Raw genomic sequence first — 471 nt, forward strand, 5'->3', positions numbered from 1 at the left:
ATATTTTATTCCACTCGAAGGGCACCATGCTAAGAGTTTGTGAAATATTGTTCTTAAAGTAACGGGTACATTTCTTCTAGAAATTTATTAGTATTTTCCAAGGGATTTAATAAATAGGGGTGGTATTTTGAAGAGATTTGTATATATGATTTGTTTCCTTCTAAATATTCTGGCAAGTTGTTCTCAAGCTGATGGCTTACATAATAAGGTGCTAGAAAAATCTATTTGTGCTGCTTTGGAGAAAGATAGTGTTAAGGAAATCAACTTAAACCCCTTAATAGACTTTGCCTGGGATAAAGCATATATTTTTACACCTTACACTACACAAGAAACTATATATAAACAACTTGGTGTAAAATTCAAAGACCCAAGTAATATACATTTTCGAGATGATATAAATTTAATTGTATTTCTTAACAAGAATAAAGTGGTTCAGTATGTTGAAATACCTCGTAAATATGGAGATTTGTT

Annotated in this window: 1 protein-coding gene; it reads left to right on the forward strand. The window is 30.4% G+C overall.

Going from position 1 to position 471, the window contains the following annotated elements; genetic code table 11:
• Window positions 1–127: 127 nt before the first annotated feature.
• A partial coding sequence (locus V7137_RS28935) for a hypothetical protein (RefSeq protein ID WP_335701258.1) occupies window positions 128–471 on the forward strand: 344 nt, incomplete at its 3' end.

The sequence above is a fragment of the Neobacillus drentensis genome, assembly GCF_036962765.1.
Lineage (GTDB): Bacteria > Bacillota > Bacilli > Bacillales > Cytobacillaceae > Neobacillus > Neobacillus drentensis_C.